The following is a 16,654-nucleotide window of genomic DNA, read 5'->3' on the forward strand; positions in this document are numbered from 1 at the left end:
CCGGGGAACGGGGCCCCGGCCGGTGCGGGGACCGGCCGGAGGGGGCGCGGGCTCAGTCGGCGTTGGCGGACAGGCTCGGCTTGTGGTTGATCCTGCGGCGCTCGTCGTAGACGGCCACGTACGGGTGGCGGGCGGTCAGCGCGGACTCGTGCCGGCCGTAGTGGTGACCGCAGAACAGCAGGTCCTGGTTGCGGCGGAAGATGACACGCACGAACGCCTGTGCACCGCACTGGTCGCACCGGTCGCTGATCTTCAGCGGGTCGGTCTGCGGGATCATCTCGGCCGTGATCGTCATAACTGTCCCCATTGCTCTTTCTCTGCGGTCGGTACGGGCGATCCCCCATCTCATCGGCCGCCCGGGACCGTACCTGAGAGGTCGGTCCCGCCGGTGCCGTCCTCGGCCGCGGCACCGGGGGGTGAGGCCTCCGGGACGACGGGAAGGGTGAAGACGACGCGGGTCCCGCCCCCGGGGTTCTCCTCGGCGTGGATGGCGCCGCCGTGGCGCTCCACGATCCTGCGGCAGATGGCGAGCCCGAGGCCGGTGCCCGGGTAGCCCTCGCTCCCGCGGGCCCTGCCGAAGGCGGCGAAGACGCTCTCGCGCTGCTCGGGGGCGATCCCGATGCCGCGGTCGGAGACCGTGACGCGCCACGCCTCGCCCCTGCGCTCGGCGCTGACGTCGACCTGCGCGGTCGCGCCGTGCCGGACGTACTTGACGGCGTTGGCGATGAGGTGGTCCATGACCTGCCGGAGCAGGGCCGGGTCGGCGGTGACGGCCGGCAGGCGGCCGAACCCGACGTGCGGCCGGTCGTGGGCGAGGTGGGCGGTGCGCTCCATGACGACGGCGGCGACGAGCTGCTCCAGGTCGACCTCGGCCGGCTCCAGGGGGACGTCGCCGGCGGAGGAGTAGGAGAGCAGATCGTCGATGAGCCGCCGCATCCGGCCCGTGCTCTGCCGGACGCGCTGCAGCCAGCCGCGTATCCGCGGGTCCGCGCCGGGGCCCAGCTGGTCCTCCACGAGCTCGGTGTAACCGGTGATCACGGTGAGCGGGGACTTCAGGTCGTAGGCCGCGACGGAGGCGAACCTCTCCAGCTCGGCCCCCCGCTCCCGCAGGCGGGCCTCGGCCAGCCGGTGGCGCGCGAGGTCGGCCCGCAGGGCCTCGGCCGTGTGCTCCATACGGCTCAGCGCCCGCTCGCGCGAGGCGGTCAGGGCGAGCACCAGGCCGGCCGTCAGCACGCTGAGGGCCGTCCCGCCGCCCAGGAGCACCGGGTGCGGGCCGGCGCCGGAGGCGGCGGCGAAGGCGGCGGTGGGGGTGAGCTCGACCCTCCAGGCGCGGCCGGCCGCCTCCACCGTGGCCGCGCGGCGGAGCTCCGGGGAGCCGGCGAGCGGCTCCCCGTTCCGCACGGTCGCCGCCGGCCGCGCCGGGCCCGGCGCGGAGACGTCGGAGATCGTCACCTGGACCATGCCGTGGGTGAGCCGCCGCAGGGCGCCGTCGGCGAAGTCGCCGCCCCGCACGCCCATCACCAGCCAGCCGCGCAGCAGCCCGGCGTCGGGGGCCTCGCCCGCGCCGTGGACGGGCGCCACCAGCACGAACGACGTCTGGCGCCGGTCGGCGGGCAGCCCGCGGTCCCGCAGCAGCACGTAGGGTCGGCCCGCCGTGACCCGCCCGGTCCGGCGGGCGGCGCCCATCGCCTCGGAGGGCTCGGCGGCGGCCGCCAGGTCGGAGCCGAGCGCGGGCGAGGGGGGTTCCAGGCTCCGGTCCAGCACGACGAACCGGTGCTCGCCGGCGCCCGCGGGCCGCAGGCTGAGGTCCGCCGCGCCCCTGCGCCGCCAGGCCCGCTGCGCGTCCTGCACCCGGGCGTCGGCGACGGGCACCGCGTACGCCACGCCGGTGGCGCCGGGCAGCGCGCGGAAGGCGAGGCGGAAGGTGAGCGCGTCGAAGTCCCGTGCGGTCGGGTCCCGCTGCGCGCCCACCGCGGCGGCCAGGTCGCCGAGGAGCTCCACGCGCCGGTGGACCTCGCCGGAGACCGCCGCGCGCACGGTCTCCAGGTGGTGGTCCATGCGCTGGCCGGCCTGGCGCCGCTGCGCGTCCTCCATCGCCCGGGCCGTCCCGAACGACACGGCCAGCCCGAGCACCAGCAGGACGCAGGCCAGCACCGCGCCGCCGGCACGGCCCAGCCGGTACGGCGGGCGGGCAGCGGGGGAGGCCATCGGGGTCCTAACGGTGTGGGGGAGCCGGCGGCGTCCCGGCGGACCGCCGTACGGCCGCCGCCGGTCCGCGCGGTCCGGCCGGCACGTCCCGGCGGGTGTGTCCGGGCGGGTGTGTCCGGGCAGACGTCCCTCCTCTCATCGGACGCGGCGGGGGCCAGTTGAGGAACGCCCGGCGGGGGAGGACGCGGCGGGGGAGGGCGCGGAAGGGCGGCTAAACGCGCCGGATCGGGTATGAACGGCCGATCGGGGGGATTCGCGGAGCTGCCACGGAGTGATCATGGCTGAGATCCTGATCGTCGAGGACGACATGGACATCAGGGACCTGACGGTGTTCCGGCTGGAGCAGGCGGGCCACACGGTCCGCACGGCCGACGACGGCTCCGCGGCGCTGGCCGAGCTGGAGGAGAAGCTGCCCGACCTGGTGGTCCTCGACTGGATGATGCCCGGCCTGTCGGGGCCCGAGGTGTGCCGGAGGCTGCGGGCGATGCCCGGCACGGAGGGCGTGGTCGTGCTCATGCTGACGTCCAAGTCGCAGGAGGCGGACGTGGAGGAGGGGTTCCGCTCGGGGGCCGACGACTACATGATCAAGCCGTTCAGCCCGCGTGAACTGGCCGCGCGCGTCGGTGTCCTGCTGACCCGCGCCCGCCGCTGAGAGACGCTGATAGACGCTGAGCGCCGCCGGGAGACCACAGGGAGGCCGGACACAGAGACACCGGACGCCGGAGACGTCAGGGACGCCGGAGCCACAGGGACATCGGAGACGTCAGGGACGCCGGCGACGCCGGGGACACGGGGGACGGCGAACCGCCATGACATTCCGTAGGTGATCCGGTGCTCACCGTAGTCCACAACCGTCCGGCAACCGTTCCGCACCCGTTTTCGCAATAAAACCGGACGTACGGTAGCCACTGCTTTACGGAAAGCGACAGCCCGCGGACTCCCCCGCCGGCGGCACGTTACTCACGAGGAGCGACCATGGCCACCCGTCTCTATCTCAAGCTCCAGACCCTGCTCGGCGACTCCGAGCGCGGCGCCACGGCCGTGGAGTACGGCCTCATGGTGGCCCTCATCGCCGCGGTCATCGTCGGTACCGTGATCCTGCTCGGCCAGGGTCTCGACCTGAAGTTCAACGAGATCCTCGGGCAGATCGGCTGACCCCGCCCGATCCCCGCCAGAGTCCTTCCCGATCCCGGCCCGTCCCTTCCCCGCCCCGGCGGCGACGTCCGCGGCCAGGACGGAGCGGATAAGGCGGACGAGGTGGACGAGCATCATGGATCACGGACCGGACCACGGACCCAGCTCCCGGCCGGCCGCCTGCACCCGGCCGGGCGCCGTGGCCCGCCGGACTCCGGCGGGCCACGGTGGTGTGCGCACGGGCGGGCACCCGGGCGATCGGGGCGGCGACCGGGGCGCCGCCGCCGTGGAGACGGCGCTGATGCTCCCGGTGATCCTGTTCCTGGTCTTCGCGGTCATCGACTTCGGGCGGATGTTCAACACCCAGATCATCCTCACCGAGGCCGCGCGGGAGGGCGCCCGCTCGGTGGCGCTCGGCCACTCCGCCGGCCCGCGCGTGCGCTCGGCGGCCCAGAGCCTGCCGTCGGTGACCGTCACCGCCACCGCCTGCTCGCCCCTCCCCGCCCCCGACGCCGACGCCGTCGTCGAGGTCACCCACTCCTTCGAGTTCGTCACGCCCGTGGCGGGGCTCGCCGCGCTGTTCGGCGGCGGCCTGGACGGGCCGATCACCCTGTCCGGCAGAGGAGTCATGCCATGTATCGGCTGAGCCGGCGCACCCGCCGGCCGGCGCGCCCCCCGCGGCTGCGCGGCGACGACGGCGGCGTCGCCGTACTGCTGTGCGTGCTGCTGGCCGGCGGGGTGCTGCTGGGCATGGGCGCCCTCGTGCTCGACGTGGGCCGCCTGTACGCCGAACGCGAGCAGCTGCAGAGCGGCGCCGACGCCGCGGCCCTCGCCGTGGCCGAGCAGTGCGCCCGCGACGCGGGCCGGTGCGGGCCGGCCCCCGTCGCCATGGCCCGCCGCTACGCCGGCGCCAACGCCTCCGACGGCGCGACGGCCGTGGAGGTGCTGTGCGGGCGGACCGGAACCGGGCCGGGCGGCGGCCTGACCGCCTGCCCGCCCCAGGCCGCGGACCTGACCGCCTGCCTCGGTGACGCGCCCGCCACCGCGACCTACGCCGAGGTGCGCACCCTCTCGCTGACCGCCGAGGGGCAGACGCTGCTCCCGCCGATCCTCGCCCGGACCCTGCTCGGCCGCGACGGCTACGCCGGGGCCGAGGTGCGGGCCTGCGCCCGCGCCGCCTGGGGCCCGCCGCTGCGGGCCACCGGGTTCGGCCTGACCGTCTCGCTGTGCGAGTGGCGGGCGGCCACCGCGGACGGGACCGCGTTCGCGCCCGCCCCGCCCGCCGCCGCCCCCGCCACGGCCGAGCAGGTCGTCCGGCTGCACACCACCGGCGCCGGGACCTGCCCGGCAGGCCCCTCCGGAGGCGACAGCCCCGGCGGGTTCGGCTGGCTCGACGACCTCGACGACACCTGCTCGGTGACCGTGGCCGCCGGCGGCACCTACGGGGGCGACCCCGGCGTCTCGCCCTCCCAGGCGTGCCGCGCCGTCCTGGCCGAGGTCCGCGCGGACCGCACCGTCACCTACCTGCCGGTCTTCCGCGCGGTCGCCGCCAGCGGGCAGAACACCGTGTACACCGTCGAGGGGTTCGCGCCGTTCGTCATCACCGGATACGCCCTGTCCGGAGCCTCCGCGCCGTCGAACCTGACCGGCGAGCAGCACTGCACGGGCTCCGACAAGTGCGTCTACGGCTACTTCACCCGCTCCCTCATGCCGGCCCGGGGCAGCGTCGGCGGCCCCGACCTGGGGGCGTCCGTCGTGACGCTCATCGGATGAGGGGGCACCGGTGAGGTCACGACTCCTGATGCTGCTGGCCGCGCTGCTGCTGGCCGGGGCCGGCACCGCCGCGGTGCTCGCCTACGTCTCCGGCGCGGAGTCCCGCGCCCTGGAGGGCAAGCGGGCGGTCACCGTACTGGTCGCCGCCGAGCGCATCCCGGCCGGGACCACCGGCGAGAGGGTCCGCTCCGGCGGCTACACCGAGCAGGTGCGCATGCCCGCCGAGACCGTCCCGGCCGACGCGCTGGGCGCGCTCGACGCCGCCCTGGACACCCTGCAGGTCACCGCGGACGTGCAGCCGCGCCAGCTGCTGCTGCGGGGCATGTTCGCCGCGCCGAGCCCGGCGGCGGGCGGCCTGGAGATCCCCGAGGGCAAGCTGGCGGTCGCGGTGGAGCTGAGCGCCGCCGCCGACGTCGCCGGCTACGTCCGCCCCGGCACCCAGGTGGCGGTCTTCGACACCTTCAACGTGCTCAAGGGCGAGCCGGGGGTGCCCTCGGGCGACCGGCTCGCCGAGGGCCACACCACCGACCGGGCCACCCGCGTGCTGCTGCCCCGCGTCCAGGTCCTCGCCGTCGGCCCGCGCCCCGCCACGGCCGAGACCGGCGAGGCCGCCGAGGCGGAGCAGGAGGTGGAGCGGACCCTGCTGGTCACCGTGGCCGTCAACCAGGACGAGGCCGAACGGCTGGTGCACGCCGCCCAGACCGGGACCCTCTACCTGGGGCTGCTCACCGACACCACCGACGTCGGCCCCGGCGCCGGAGTCGACAACCGTTCACTGTTCCGCTGACCGGGCCCTCCGCGAGGCGGAGGCCCGCCGCAGGGCCCGCGAGCCGGGGCCGGGCCGCAGGGCCCCGCCGGCGGACGGACCCGCGAACCTGGAGGAGGCGGCGTTGACCGTCCTGTACGAGCCGTGGCCCGCCGAGGCCGCGCACCTGGCCGCGCTGCTGGCCACGCTGGGACCGGCCGTCCGGGCCGCCGGCTCGGCGGCCGAGCTGGCCGCGTGCCTGGCCGCCGACCCCGGCGAGACGCTCGTGGTCTTCGGCCCCGGCGCGCCGGCCGCCGAGGCGACGGCCTTCGCCGCCGAGCAGCGCCTGCGCGGCCCCGCCGCCGGCGTCGTGCTGCTGCGCGCCGACGCCGGCGCGGACCTGCTGCGCGAGGCGCTGCGCGCCGGAGTGCGGGAGGTCGCCGACCCCCGCGACCCGCAGGCCGTACGGCGGGCGTGCGAGCGCTCGCTGGAGCTGTCGCGGCAGCTGGCGGCCGCGCCCTGGACCGGCGCGCCCGGCGCGCAGGACGCCCCGCACCCGGGGAGCGGCCCCGCCGCCGGGCGGCCGGGGCGGATCGTCACGGTGCTGGCCACCAAGGGCGGCTGCGGCAAGACCGCGGTCGCCGTCAACCTCGCGGTGACGCTGGCCGCGGGCGGCCGCCGCCGGGTCCTCCTGGTCGACCTCGACGTGGAGTTCGGCGACGTGGCGATCGCGCTGCAGCTCACCCCCGAGCGCGGGCTCGCCGACGCCGTCGCGATGGCCGACCGGCTCGACGAGACCGGCCTGCGCTCGCTGCTGACCCCCTACCGGCCGGGCCTGGACACGCTGCTGGCGCCGCTGCGGCCCACCGACGGCGAGCAGATCGGCGGCCCCCTGGTCGGCGAGGTCCTCCGGCTGGCGCGCGGCATGTTCGACTACGTCGTCGTCGACACGCCCCCGCACTTCTCCGACCCGGCGCTGGCCGCGCTGGACCTGACCGACCACCTGCTGGTGCTGTCCGAGCCCGACGTGCTGACGCTGAAGAACACCCGCATCGCCCTGGAGACGCTCGACCTGCTCGGCCAGCCCGCCGAGCGGAGGATCGTCACCCTCAACCGGTCCGGCTCACCGGTCGGGCTGACCAGCGCGGACGTCGAGCGGGTGCTGGGCATCCCGCCCCACGCGCACGTGCCCTCCAGCGCGGACGTGCCGCTCTCGCTGAACCGGGGCGTGCCGCTGGCCGCCGACGACCCCGCCCACCCGGTCAGCCGCGCCCTGGCCGACCTCGCCGCCCGGCACCTGCACGCCGCGCCGGCGCAGCAGGACCGGCGCGGGCACGGGCGGCGCGGGTTGCTCCGCCGGGCGGGGAGGTGACGGCGGTGGGACTGACCGACCGCATCGCCCGGCGGCAGCGCGCCGGGGCCCTCGGCGGGCCGGCGGGCACGCGCGCGCCCGTGCCGGGCGGCGACGGCGCCGGGGCGCCCGGGGCGGGGGCCGGGGCTTCCGGAGAGTCCGGGGCTTCCGGAGAGTCCGGGGCGTCCAGGACCGAGACTCGGCAGGCCCAGCAGGCCCGCCCGGCGGACCCGCTGGCCCCGGTGCGCCACCGGGTCCACCGGGCGCTGCTGGAGGCGCTGGGCCCCCGCATGTACGCCGACACCGGCGACGACGACGACCTGGCCCGGACGGTGCGTCAGACCATCGCCGAGATGCTGGCCGCGGAGGAGACGCCGCTGACGGCCGCCGACCGCGCCCGCGTCGCGGCCGAGGTCGCCGACGACATCCTCGGCCACGGGCCGCTGGAGCCGCTGCTGCGCGACCCCGACATCACCGAGATCATGGTCAACGGCCCGGACCTGGTCTTCGTCGAGCGCGCGGGCCGCCTGCAGGAGACCGGCACGCGCTTCACCGACGACGCCCACCTGCGGCGCGTCATCGACCGCATCGTCTCGCGGGTCGGCCGCCACGTCGACGAGGCCAGCCCGATGGTCGACGCCCGCCTGCCCGACGGCAGCCGCGTCAACGCCGTCGTCGCCCCCATCGCGCTGGACGGCTCCCTGCTGACCATCCGCAAGTTCTCCGCCGACCCCTACACGGTCGACGACCTGGTCTCCTTCGGCACGCTGACCCGGCCGGTGGCGCAGGTGCTCGAGGCGTGCGTGCGGGGCCGCCTCGACATGGTGATCAGCGGCGGCACGGGCTCCGGCAAGACCACCACGCTCAACGTGCTGTCGGGGTTCGTGCCGTCCGGCGAGCGCATCGTCACCATCGAGGACGCCGCCGAACTGCAGCTGCGCCAGAAGCACGTGCTGCGCCTGGAGTCGCGCCCGGCCAACACCGAGGGCCGGGGCGAGGTGACCATCCGCGATCTGGTGCGCAACGCGCTGCGCATGCGCCCGGACCGGATCGTCGTCGGCGAGGTCCGCGACGGCGCGGCGCTCGACATGCTGCAGGCGATGAACACCGGCCACGACGGCTCCCTGACCACCGTGCACGCCAACACCCCGCGCGACGCCCTGGCCCGCCTGGAGACGATGGTGCTGATGGCCGGGGTGGACCTGCCGGCGCGGGCGATCCGCGAGCAGATCGCCTCCGCCGTGGACGTGATCGTGCAGGTGACCCGGATGAAGGACGGCGTGCGCCGCATCACGCACGTCACCGAGGTGACCGGCATGGAGGGCGACATCGTCACCCTGCAGGACATCTTCGCCTTCGACTACCGGGCCGGCATCGACGAGCGGGGCCGCTACCGGGGCACGCTGGCGCCCACCGGGCTGCGGCCGTCGTTCCTCGACGAGATCGCCAAGGCGGGCGTCACCCTCCCGCCGGGCCTGTTCGGGCCGTGGTGAGCGCGGTGCGCGTGGTGCGTGTGGCGCGGATCGCGCTGCTGGGCCCGCTGCTCGCGGTGCTCACCGTCCTGGCGGGCCCGCCTGCCGCCGCCGCGCACGGCCCCTCGCTGGCGGGTCCGCCTGCGGCCGTGGACGGCCCCTCGCTGGCGGGTCCGCCTGCGGCCGTGGACGGCCCCTCGCTGGCGGGTCCGCCTGCGGCCGTGGACGGCCCCTCGCTGGCGGTCAGCGCCGTGCGGGCCGTCCCCGGTGCCGCGGAGTTCTACCTGACGGCCCGGGACCTGCCCGAAGGCGTCTCCCTGGAACGGGCGCGGATCACCGTCCACGCCGGCGGCGTGCCGCTGGCCGCCACCGCCGAACCGGCCGGGACCGGGGACGCGGACGCCCCCGCCCGCGCGGTCGTGATCGTCTTCGACGCGAGCGGCTCGATGGCGGGCCGCGCCCTGACCGAGGCGCGCGGCGCCGCGCTCCGCTACGCCGCCGCCGTCCCCGCCGACGTGCGGATCGGACTGGTCCGCGTCGGCGACCGGGCCGAGACCGCGCTGGAGCCCACCACCGACCGCGACGCCTTCACCGCGGCGGTCCGCGGTCTGCGGGCGCGCGGCGAGACGGCCCTGTACGACGGGGTCACGGCGGGACGGGAACTGCTGGCCGCCTCCGGCGGCGACCGGCGGCTGCTGGTGCTGTCCGACGGGGCCGACACCTCCTCCGGGACCTCCCTGAACCTGCTCGCCCTGCGGCTGCGGCGTGACCCGGTCCCGGTCGACGTGGTGGCGTTCGGCACGCGCACCGACGACGGGGCGCTGCGGCGACTGGCCGCCTCCGGCACCGGCAGCGGCCGGGTCCGCCACGCCACCGGGGACGGCGAGCTGGCCGAGGCGTTCCTGTCGGCCGCGGCCTCGTTCTCCGCGCCGGTCCGGGTCACCGTACGGGTGCCGGATTCCCTCGCGGGCCGGACCGCCCGCCTGACCGTCGAGGTCCGGGCGGGCGGCCGGACCTCGCACGCTCCGCAAGGCGGCGGCGCTCCGCCACCGCCGGACGGCGCGTCTCCGGACGGCGCGTCCCCGGACGGCGCGTCCCCGGACGATGCTTCCCCGGACGGCGCTTCCCCGGATGGCGCTTCCCCGGACGGTGGAGAGCCGGTGGTGGCGAGCGCCACCACGACGGTGCGGTTCGCGGCCGCCCTCCCGTCCGCCTCCTCCGCCGGGCCCCCGGCCGCGGCGGCCCCCTCCGCCGGACCGCCGGCCTGGCTGTACCCGGCCGGGATCGCCGCGCTGCTGCTGGCCGTCGCCGCGGCCGCCGCGGCGCTCGCGCCGCCCCGCCGGGGCCTGTCCGCCGCCCGGCTCGCCCAGCTCGACCTCGCCGCGGGCGGCCGCACCGCCGCAGCGGGCGGCGCCGGAGCGGCGATCCTCGGCGTGCCGGAGGCCGCCCTGGCGCTCACCGACAAGGTCGTGCGCGCCCGGGGCCGGCACGAGCGCCTCACCGCCCGGCTCGAGGAGGCCGGCATGAAGCTGCTGCCCCACGAGTGGACGCTGCTGCGGATCGGGGTGGCGGCCGGCGCCGCGCTCGTGCTCGGCCTGCTGCTGTCCCCCCTGGCCGGGATCCTGCTCGGGCCCGGCCCCGCCTGGGCCGGCTGCGAGCTGTACCGGCGCAACCGCGCGAGCAGGCGGGCCCGGCTCTTCGCCGAGCACCTGCCCGACGCCCTGCAACTGGTGGTCGGCTCGCTGCGCTCCGGCTTCTCCCTCGGGCAGGCGCTGGCCGCCCTGGTCAAGGAGGCGGCCGAGCCGGTGAGCACCGAGTTCGGCCGGGCCCTGGCCGAGACCAGGCTCGGCGTCGACCTGGAGGACGCGCTGGAACGCGCCGCGGAACGCACCCGCTGCCGCGACCTGTCGTGGCTCGTCATGGCGATCCGCATCCAGCACGAGGTCGGCGGCAACCTGGCCGAGATCATGGCGACCGCGGTCGACACCATGCGCGAGCGCGCCCAGCTCCGCCGCCACGTGCGCACGCTCACCGCCGAGGGCCGCCTGTCGGCCTACGTCCTGACCGGGCTGCCGATCGGCATCGGCGCCTGGATGTTCGCCATCCGCGAGGAGTACGTGCGCCCCCTCTACACCGAGCCGCTCGGCATCACCATGCTCGTCGCCGCCGTGCTGCTGGTGGCCGCCGGCGCCTTCTGGATGAGCCGCCTGGTCAAGGTGGAGGTGTGACGCCGTGGGGGCACTGCTGCTGATGGCCGCCTTCGGGGCGCTGATCGCCGCCGCCGCCCTCGCGTGGCGGGCGCTGACCGCGGGCCGTACCGGGCGGAGGGTGGCGGCCGCGCGGCTGGCCGCCGTCGGGAACGTCTACGGCGCGGGCGCGGGCCCGTCCGGGGACGGGCCCGCGCCGTTCACCGACCGGGTGCTGCGCCCGCTCGCCGCCCGCTTCGGCGGACTCGGCCGCAGGCTCACCCCCGCCGGGCTGGTCGCCCGGCTGCACCGCTCGCTGGCGTACGCGGGGAACCCGCCGAAGTGGCCGGCCGAGCGGGTGATGCAAGCCAAGGGCCTGGGCCTGGCGGCCGGCGCGCTGCTCGGCGTCCTGTACGGCGCGGGCCTCGGCGCCGCCGGGGCGCTCGCGGGCGCGGGCCTCGGGGCCGCCGCCGGGTTCCTCCTGCCCGACCTGCTGATCTACAACCTGGGCCTGCGCCGCCAGCAGGAGATCGCCCGGACGCTCCCGGACGTGCTGGACATGCTCACCGTCAGCGTGGAGGCGGGACTGGGGTTCGACGCGGCGGTGGCGCAGGTGCGCGCCAACGCCGAGGGGCCGCTGGCGGGGGAGTTCGGCCGCGTGCTGCGCGAGATGCAGATCGGCAAGCCGCGCGCCGACGCGCTGCGGGCCATGGCCGGGCGCACCACGGTTCCGGAGCTGCGCGGCTTCGCCTCGGCGGTGGTGCAGGCCGGCGAGCTCGGCATCCCGATCGCGAACGTGCTGCGCGAGCAGTCCCGCGAGATGCGGCTGCGCCGTCGTCAGCGCGCGGAGGAGGCGGCGCAGAAGGTCCCCATCAAGATCCTCTTCCCGCTGCTGTTCTGCCTGTTCCCGGCGTTGTTCGTCATCATCATCGGCCCGGGCGCGCTGCGCATCATGGAGCTCCTCGGCGCCTGAGGGCGGAGCGCGGCCCGCGCGCGCCGGCAGGTCGCGGGGCCGCCCCCGGAGGCATCCGGCGGCGGCCCCGGCGCATGCCCGCGGAGGGCGGGCCGGGCCCGTCAGCCCGGTTGGCGGGCCCGACCCGTCAGCCCGGCCCGCCCAGCCTGACGGCCCGCTTGAGGAAGACGATGCCGTCGATCATGCCGAGCCGGGCCGGGTCCAGCGGGAAGTACGCGAAGTCGGGGGAGACGCGCGGGGCGGCCTCCGGCACGGCCCCGGCCAGGCGGCGGGCGTCGACGAGAGCGCGGTCCCACGGGAGCGTGGACAGGACGCCCTCGACGGTGTCCGGGGGCGGGGCGTCGTCGCCGGCCGTGCCGAAGGCCGAGGCCAGGAAGGCGTACCGGTCGCCCAGGTGCGTCGCGGCGAGCGCGCCCGCGCTCCACCACTCCAGCAGCCGGTCACCGAGCGGCATGAGGCTCTTGTCCCGCTGCAGGTGGAGGTTGGCGGCGAAGACCAGGGCGGGGCCGTGCCCGGCGACGGCACGCAGGTTGGCGGCCATCATCGCGTCCCGCAGGGCCGACAGCCGGGTCCACCGCTCCGGGGAGGTGTCGGCCATCCAGTGGTGGTAGCGGAGCAGGCCGACGGCGGTGCGCCCGTACAGCGCGGCCCGCTCCCCGTCCTGCGGGCTCAGCCGTGGCGCCTGCGTCTCCAGCAGCGCCACCAGGTCGTCGGCGATCAGCCGCAGCCGCCGGGCGTCGGCGGACCGGCCGATCGACCGGGACGGGTCCATGACCGTGGCCTCGTCCGACCACCGGCCGTCCGGGCCCAGCAGCGCGTCGAGGGTCTCCCTGGTGCAGGGTGGCGGGCCGTCGAGGAGGTCGTAGAGGCCGGTGAGCGCCTGGCGCGGGCTCGCCGCCCAGTACTCCAGCGGGCCGTCGAACCCGAAGAACCGGAGCTTCTCGTCGTGCTCCTCGTTGTACGCCCGCATCCAGCGCACGAGCTCGCGGTTGGCCGGGGACGCGCCGAAGCCGTGGCTGAAGCCGCGTTCCATGACGTCGTCGAGGGTGCCCGCGCCCGTCCTGACGTGGTCGTCGACCACGAGGCCCATGAGGCAGTCGCTCTCGATGGCGAACGACCGGTAGCCCTCGTGCTCGACCAGGTGCCGGAAGATCTCGTTGCGCGCCTCGCCCAGCTCTTCCACGAAGTGCCTGGCCTCGCCCAGGCCGAGCAGCAGGGGGCGGGCGGGAAGCGACCGGAGGAACGCCGAGACGCCCGCGCCGTCGAGCGGCCGGGCGGTTTCCCTGATATCCATTCCTTCAACGGTATCGTTGAACATTCGGTGTAAACTTTTCCGGCTGAATCCCCGCCGCCCTCGCGGCAGACCTTCAATCGGTGATGTATCCATGAGGCCAGTGGACCTGGCGCGCGAGCACGGCCTGTCCACCCAGGCGATCAGGAACTACGAGAACGCGGGCGTCCTGCCCGCCGCCGCACGCACCGCCCACGGCCACCGCACCTACACGCCGCTGCACGCGCAGGCCCTGCGCGCGTTCCTCGCCCTGGTGCCCGGGCACGGTCACCGGACGGCCACGTCGATCATGCAGGCGGTCAACCGGGGCGCCACCGAGGACGCCCTGCGGCTCATCGACGACAGCCACGGCCGGCTCCTCGACGACCGCCGCACCCTCCAGGCTGTCGAAGCCGCGCTCCGCGATCTGGCGCCCGTGCCGCAGGAGCGCGGCGACACGTTCATCGGCCCCCTGGCCAGGAGGCTCGGCATCCGCCCCGCCACCCTGCGCAAGTGGGAGGACGCCGGGCTGGTCCGTCCGCGCCGCGATCCGCGGACGGGCTACCGGATCTACAGCGCGGCCGACGTACGGGACGTCCGGCTGGTCCACCAGCTCAGGCGGGGCGGCCACCTGCTGGAGCAGATCGCCCCGCTGATCGCCCAGGTCCGCTCCGCCGGGGGCGTCGCCCCGCTGGAGTCGGCCCTGCGCGACTGGCAGGCCCGGCTGTCCGCCCGGGGCCGCGCCATGCTCAGGGGCGCCGCGGACCTCGACGCCTACCTTCGCATCCGCGAGCTCTGAGGCCGGGCCGAGGCCCGTGGTGTCGCCCTCCCGGAGCCGGTGGCCGTGTTGCGGCCGGTCTCTCCCCGCGCTCCTCGACGGCGCTGTCCCAGCTCTCCGCAGGCGCTGGATGGCCGGTGGACACGGGACTTTAGGGTTTCCGGGTCCCTGCAACCTGCCTGCACCTTCGCTGCACTGGGGCCGCTACGTCCGGACGGCTTACTAGGAGACGTAGGCCGCTACGGCAGGGCCTGCACCGGCCGGTTCCTTTCGGCCGGGATGTCCTGTCTCCGCCTGTGAGGATCTCGCTTTCATGACCTTCTCCACCCGTATCGCCGCCCGCGTCCTGACGACCGCCGCGACCGCGACGCTGGCCGCCGGGATCGTGGCCGGCACCGGGACCGCGTTCGCCGACACCGGTGCCGAGGGCGGGGAGCAGGTCATGCTCAAGGGCGGCACCACCGCCTCCTACTACTGGGACGACGCCTCCGGCCGGGCCGGTGACACCGGTCTTCCCGCCTCGGGTAAGCCGATGCAGAAGGGCCTGGCGGCCTCCCCCTCCTGGCCGCTGATGACCGAGGGCTACGTGGTCTACAAGGGCAGGAAGGCGCCGTTCTTCGTGGGTGACCGGGGCCCGGGCATCCCCTCCAACCGGGGGGTCATGCTGGATCTGGACGCCAAGACCTTCGCCGAGCTGACCGGTGGCGAGTTCAACGCCGACACCCTGGGTGTGGACGGCAACGGCGGCGAGGGCCACATCAAGGTCACCTATGTGATCACCAAGTGGGGCAAGGGCGTGGGCACCAAGAACCACCCCAAGCCGTTCGACACCGGCGCGTGGGCGGTCAAGGACACCAACCCCGCCAAGCCGGTCACGGTCAAGGCCGAGGCCGCGGCGCCGTCGAAGGACCTGGTCGCCACGGTGCTGGCGAGCGCGTCCCTGTGAGGACCGCTTCCCGGTGAGGCTCCGGTCCTTCGGGACCGGCCGGTCGCGGGGCCGTACCCCCGCGCACCCACATGCGCAGACAGGCAGAGACAGGCGGCGTCGAGGCCGTCATCGGACAGTGTTCCGGTGGCGGCCTCGACGTATGCCCGGGGGCGGTGTCGAGTGCCTCGGGGCGGTGTCGGGCAGGCGGGCGGGAGCCGACGAGTGTTTACCGTGTGAACACCCCGGCGTGCTCCGGTGGCGGCCTCGACGTACGTGCGGGCGACCGCTCGGCTGCCGGTGCGGGGGGTGTGCGCCGACCTCTGAGGGCGCAAGTGCGGACTCGCCGCCGGGCCGTGCCACCGGGTCCTCCTCGCACGCGGCGGTGCGCATCCGCCGAGGCCCGCCGAGGCGTGGACAGGGCCGGATCCGCATGATCGTCCGGCCGCCGTCCGTCCGGAGTCGCGTCGCGGAACACCGGAGAACGCCCACATAATCCCGAAACAGGTCAAGAAGTCACTGTCTGTGCCGAATCTATGACGATAAGACCTGGGCGCTCCTCCCCCGGAGCCGGACGGCCGCGGGCGCGGCCGCTTGCGGCGGATCACCGCCACGCCGCCCGTCGTCCCAGGTGTACGGCGGAGTCGTGGCGCTAGAGGAGGGCAGCGAAGTTGAGGGAGCCGATGATGGCCCTGCTCTTCACACTGTCGGCGGTCGTGGCCTTCGGCATGGTGGCGATCGGCTGGAGGCGGCGCCACGTGGCCCCCGCGGTCGGCGCGCTGACGGTGGTCGCCGCCGCTGTCGGCACCTGGTCCCTGGCGGACGCCTTCCTGCTCCTCGACAGCAGCCTCGAAGGCCTCCAACCGGGGTTGCTCGTCAAGTTCCTCGCCATCGGGGTCCTGCCGGCGGGCTTCCACTGCCTGACGCTGACGGTGATCGACAGGGCCTGGCGGCCGTCCCGCCGCCTGCTGCTGTGGCTGGCGGCCGAGCCCGCGCTCGTCACGCTCGCGCTGCTGACCAACCCCTGGCACCAGGGTTTCATCGTGGCCCTGGACCCGGAGAACCAGTGGGGCGAGAACGGGTGGCTGCCCGGCCCGCTGTTCTGGGCCCACACCGTCTACAGCTACGGCCTGATCGCCATGGGCATCGTCCGCATCGTGGGGGCATGGCTGCGCGGCCCCCGCGCCCAGCGCGGCCTGTACGGCTCCATCCTGCTGGCGACCCTGCCGCCCCTGGCGCTCAACGCCGCCAGCCTGCTCGGTCTCGCCTCCGTCGACTACCTGACGCCGGCCGGTTTCTGCGCGACGACGGCCATCGCCTACTGGTCGCTGGTGCGCCGCTCGCTGCACGAGCTGGTGCCGGTGGAGCGCACCCGCGTCTTCGACATGCTCAGCGACATGGTCATGACGGTCGACGCCTCCGGTCGCGTCCTCGACCTCAACCCGGCGGCCGAGCGCCTGCTCCGGCAGGTGACGCCGGCCGCGCCCGCGCGGGTGGCCGGGCTGCGGGTCGTCGAGGTCCTCGGCGGTGTCCGGTTCGCCGACCGGGCGGAGGGCGGCGCCGAGCCGCCCGGGGACGACGGCGCCGCCCGGGCCGCAGCGGCCCTTCCCCGTGGTGGGGACGGGCCCCTCATGACCCTCGCGGAGAGGAAGCGCGGCACGGACGGCACGCCGGCGCTTCCCGCGGTGGATCCGGCGTCGGGCCTTCCGGTGAACCGGGCCGAGAGCGACTACACGGTGACCGATCCCGAGGGCCGGCGGATCGATCTGAACGTGCGGGCCAGCGCCCTGCACGACAACCGCGGCCACACCGTCGGCTGGGCCTTCGTCGGCCGCGACG

At 75.9% G+C, this 16,654-nt stretch carries 15 protein-coding genes; 12 read left to right on the forward strand and 3 right to left on the reverse strand.

Annotated features, from left to right (window positions below):
• Nucleotides 1-52: 52 nt before the first annotated feature.
• Together ACFOWE_RS10965 and ACFOWE_RS10970 are read right to left on the reverse strand one after the other, a co-directional pair.
• The gene (locus ACFOWE_RS10965; RefSeq protein WP_377287140.1) at nucleotides 53-295 is read right to left on the reverse strand and encodes a DUF7455 domain-containing protein; all 243 of its coding nucleotides are present in this window, start codon (nucleotides 293-295) and stop codon (nucleotides 53-55) included.
• A 50-nt stretch (nucleotides 296-345) separates the two neighbouring features.
• On the reverse strand, nucleotides 346-2,208 hold the full coding sequence (locus ACFOWE_RS10970) for a sensor histidine kinase (RefSeq protein ID WP_377287141.1): 1,863 nt from the start codon (nucleotides 2,206-2,208) through the stop codon (nucleotides 346-348).
• Between the two features lie 277 nt (nucleotides 2,209-2,485).
• On the opposite strand from ACFOWE_RS10970, the gene ACFOWE_RS10975 reads away from it, so the two are divergent.
• From ACFOWE_RS10975 to ACFOWE_RS11015, 9 genes are all read left to right on the forward strand, one after another.
• Nucleotides 2,486-2,860, forward strand: a complete 375-nt coding sequence (locus ACFOWE_RS10975) for a response regulator transcription factor (protein WP_377287143.1) — start codon at nucleotides 2,486-2,488, stop codon at nucleotides 2,858-2,860.
• A 323-nt stretch (nucleotides 2,861-3,183) separates the two neighbouring features.
• Nucleotides 3,184-3,363, forward strand: coding sequence for a Flp family type IVb pilin (locus ACFOWE_RS10980; protein ID WP_344867077.1), 180 nt, complete (start codon nucleotides 3,184-3,186; stop codon nucleotides 3,361-3,363).
• Between the two features lie 115 nt (nucleotides 3,364-3,478).
• Entirely contained in the window at nucleotides 3,479-3,988 is a 510-nt protein-coding gene (locus tag ACFOWE_RS10985; RefSeq protein WP_377287144.1) for a TadE/TadG family type IV pilus assembly protein, read from the forward strand.
• A complete protein-coding gene (locus ACFOWE_RS10990) occupies nucleotides 3,976-5,115 on the forward strand; it encodes a pilus assembly protein TadG-related protein (protein WP_377287145.1) in 1,140 nt (379 codons plus the stop codon). Before ACFOWE_RS10985 ends, ACFOWE_RS10990 begins: the two co-directional genes overlap by 13 nt.
• A 10-nt stretch (nucleotides 5,116-5,125) precedes the next feature.
• A complete protein-coding gene (gene cpaB / locus ACFOWE_RS10995; protein WP_377287146.1) occupies nucleotides 5,126-5,902 on the forward strand; it encodes a Flp pilus assembly protein CpaB in 777 nt (258 codons plus the stop codon).
• A gap of 103 nt (nucleotides 5,903-6,005) precedes the next feature.
• Nucleotides 6,006-7,232 (forward strand): AAA family ATPase, encoded by a 1,227-nt coding sequence (locus ACFOWE_RS11000; RefSeq protein WP_377287147.1) that lies wholly within the window; start codon nucleotides 6,006-6,008, stop codon nucleotides 7,230-7,232.
• 5 nt (nucleotides 7,233-7,237) lie between these two features.
• A complete protein-coding gene (locus tag ACFOWE_RS11005; RefSeq protein WP_377287148.1) occupies nucleotides 7,238-8,704 on the forward strand; it encodes a CpaF family protein in 1,467 nt (488 codons plus the stop codon).
• 5 nt (nucleotides 8,705-8,709) lie between these two features.
• Nucleotides 8,710-10,911, forward strand: a complete 2,202-nt coding sequence (locus ACFOWE_RS11010; protein WP_377287149.1) for a type II secretion system F family protein — start codon at nucleotides 8,710-8,712, stop codon at nucleotides 10,909-10,911.
• 4 nt (nucleotides 10,912-10,915) lie between these two features.
• Entirely contained in the window at nucleotides 10,916-11,842 is a 927-nt protein-coding gene (locus ACFOWE_RS11015; RefSeq protein WP_377287150.1) for a type II secretion system F family protein, read from the forward strand.
• Between the two features lie 127 nt (nucleotides 11,843-11,969).
• Here the strand turns inward: ACFOWE_RS11015 and ACFOWE_RS11020 are convergent, their stop codons facing one another.
• The gene (locus tag ACFOWE_RS11020) at nucleotides 11,970-13,136 is read right to left on the reverse strand and encodes an erythromycin esterase family protein (RefSeq protein ID WP_377287151.1); all 1,167 of its coding nucleotides are present in this window, start codon (nucleotides 13,134-13,136) and stop codon (nucleotides 11,970-11,972) included.
• 91 nt (nucleotides 13,137-13,227) lie between these two features.
• Between ACFOWE_RS11020 and ACFOWE_RS11025 the strand changes: the two genes are divergently transcribed.
• From ACFOWE_RS11025 to ACFOWE_RS11035, 3 genes are all read left to right on the forward strand, one after another.
• A complete protein-coding gene (locus ACFOWE_RS11025; protein ID WP_377287152.1) occupies nucleotides 13,228-13,911 on the forward strand; it encodes a TioE family transcriptional regulator in 684 nt (227 codons plus the stop codon).
• 292 nt (nucleotides 13,912-14,203) lie between these two features.
• Nucleotides 14,204-14,836 carry a hypothetical protein gene (locus ACFOWE_RS11030; protein WP_377287153.1) on the forward strand — a complete coding sequence of 211 codons (633 nt, stop codon included), beginning with the start codon at nucleotides 14,204-14,206 and terminating at the stop codon, nucleotides 14,834-14,836.
• A 650-nt stretch (nucleotides 14,837-15,486) separates the two neighbouring features.
• Nucleotides 15,487-16,654 (forward strand): histidine kinase N-terminal 7TM domain-containing protein (locus tag ACFOWE_RS11035; RefSeq protein ID WP_377287155.1); only part of this gene is annotated, 1,168 nt, incomplete at its 3' end.

The sequence above is a fragment of the Planomonospora corallina genome (assembly GCF_042650625.1).
GTDB classification, from domain to species: Bacteria; Actinomycetota; Actinomycetes; order Streptosporangiales; family Streptosporangiaceae; genus Planomonospora_B; species Planomonospora_B corallina.

What these genes read in the sequence shown, in the direction of transcription:
- ACFOWE_RS10985 (WP_377287144.1), top strand. Translation starts at nt 3,479, where the DNA reads ATGGATCACGGACCGGACCACGGACCCAGCTCCCGGCCGGCCGCCTGC.
- ACFOWE_RS10975 (WP_377287143.1), top strand. Translation starts at nt 2,486, where the DNA reads ATGGCTGAGATCCTGATCGTCGAGGACGACATGGACATCAGGGACCTG.
- ACFOWE_RS10980 (WP_344867077.1), top strand. Translation starts at nt 3,184, where the DNA reads ATGGCCACCCGTCTCTATCTCAAGCTCCAGACCCTGCTCGGCGACTCC.
- ACFOWE_RS11030 (WP_377287153.1), top strand. Translation starts at nt 14,204, where the DNA reads ATGACCTTCTCCACCCGTATCGCCGCCCGCGTCCTGACGACCGCCGCG.
- ACFOWE_RS10990 (WP_377287145.1), top strand. Translation starts at nt 3,976, where the DNA reads ATGTATCGGCTGAGCCGGCGCACCCGCCGGCCGGCGCGCCCCCCGCGG.
- ACFOWE_RS11025 (WP_377287152.1), top strand. Translation starts at nt 13,228, where the DNA reads ATGAGGCCAGTGGACCTGGCGCGCGAGCACGGCCTGTCCACCCAGGCG.
- ACFOWE_RS10970 (WP_377287141.1), bottom strand. Translation starts at nt 2,208, where the DNA reads ATGGCCTCCCCCGCTGCCCGCCCGCCGTACCGGCTGGGCCGTGCCGGC.
- ACFOWE_RS10965 (WP_377287140.1), bottom strand. Translation starts at nt 295, where the DNA reads ATGACGATCACGGCCGAGATGATCCCGCAGACCGACCCGCTGAAGATC.
- ACFOWE_RS11020 (WP_377287151.1), bottom strand. Translation starts at nt 13,136, where the DNA reads ATGGATATCAGGGAAACCGCCCGGCCGCTCGACGGCGCGGGCGTCTCG.